The organism is Flexibacter flexilis DSM 6793 (assembly GCF_900112255.1).
Taxonomy (GTDB): domain Bacteria; phylum Bacteroidota; class Bacteroidia; order Cytophagales; family Flexibacteraceae; genus Flexibacter; species Flexibacter flexilis.
In genome coordinates this window covers 1-1197 of the sequence record NZ_FOLE01000043.1, presented here as the reverse complement: position 1 = coordinate 1197, position 1197 = coordinate 1, and the positions used below count along the sequence as shown (strand labels likewise).

The 1197-nt window shown below is 43.4% G+C and carries 1 protein-coding gene; it reads left to right on the top strand.

Going from position 1 to position 1197, the window contains the following annotated elements; translation table 11 throughout:
* Positions 1 to 148 precede the first annotated feature (148 nt).
* Positions 149 to 1197 (top strand): aryl-sulfate sulfotransferase (locus tag BM090_RS18070; RefSeq protein ID WP_143084053.1); only part of this gene is annotated, 1049 nt, incomplete at its 3' end.

Here is a 1197-nt window from a genome sequence, read left to right as displayed (position 1 = left end):
GCCAGCTCTACGCCGACGGCATACCCGCACCAAATGTTCAGAAACTTTCCGTGGTCAGGTAATTAATTGAAAGATAACACCAAAGCTGCTTTCCCAAAGGCAGCTTTTTTTTGTATCATTGTACTTTGTTTAAACACTTTCTACCCCCATGCAAAAACGCCTTCTTACCTCCCTGCTCCTACTCTTGGGCTACCTGCTGCCCGCCCAAAACATCGAATGGGTAAAGCCCATCAAAAAGAAAAACACGCAATTTGCCTTAGATATTACTCCTTCCCAAAATAAAGGGTTTTGGATTGCTGGAAGAGAAGGTAATAAAACCTTCTTGGCCGCAGTCGATAGCCTTGGCGATACACTCTGGACAAAAAGTTACCAAAATTTACATCCTCAATCTTATTATTTAAACAGTGTATTTCCTGCCCCTGCTGGACATTATCTTACTGGGGCTATGGGAGTTGGTTCCTATCATTCTGGTGGAAATACTTATGACACTTCACTCCCTTTCTTGTGGTATGTGGACTATACAGGTGAAATCATTTGGGAAAGCAATAATCTCTTGGATAGCTGTGGAGATGTCTCTATTAATGATGCCATCATCCTTAGTAATGGCAATATCATTATGGTGGGGCAGTTTACCATTTTAAACGCTTTTACTTGTTCTTCTTCTCTGGTCTCTTTTGCCGTTTGTGTGAACCCTGATGGTCTCAAACTTTGGGCGAAGCAATACCCACAAAGCGGAGCTACAAACTATATCACGCAAGTACTTCAGCTACCCAACGGACATTTGTTCTGCTCGGGAGCCGAATCCGGACACGGACTCATGGGACTCGAAATCGACCAAAACACGGGCAATCTCATACAAACTCGCAACCTTTTGCCTCCTGCACTGGCCTCCATCAATGCTAATTTCTACTATGCTTACCTCAACCAAATGACCGACGGAAGTCTTATGCTCTCTGGAAGCTATTATCCCATTGCAGGCGGAACGGGTGGCTCTTATCTGGCGCACCTTAGCCCTAACTTTGAATTTTTGTGGGAAAAAATGGGAACAGGTGTAAACAAACACACCGTCGAGATGCAAAACCAAAAAGTTTTGGTGGAAAGTATAGGAATTGCCCCATATAATAAAATACTATTCTTACACCTATTAGACATTAATACAGGCGATACTACTTGGACCGTGCAAGTTGGCGATACCTG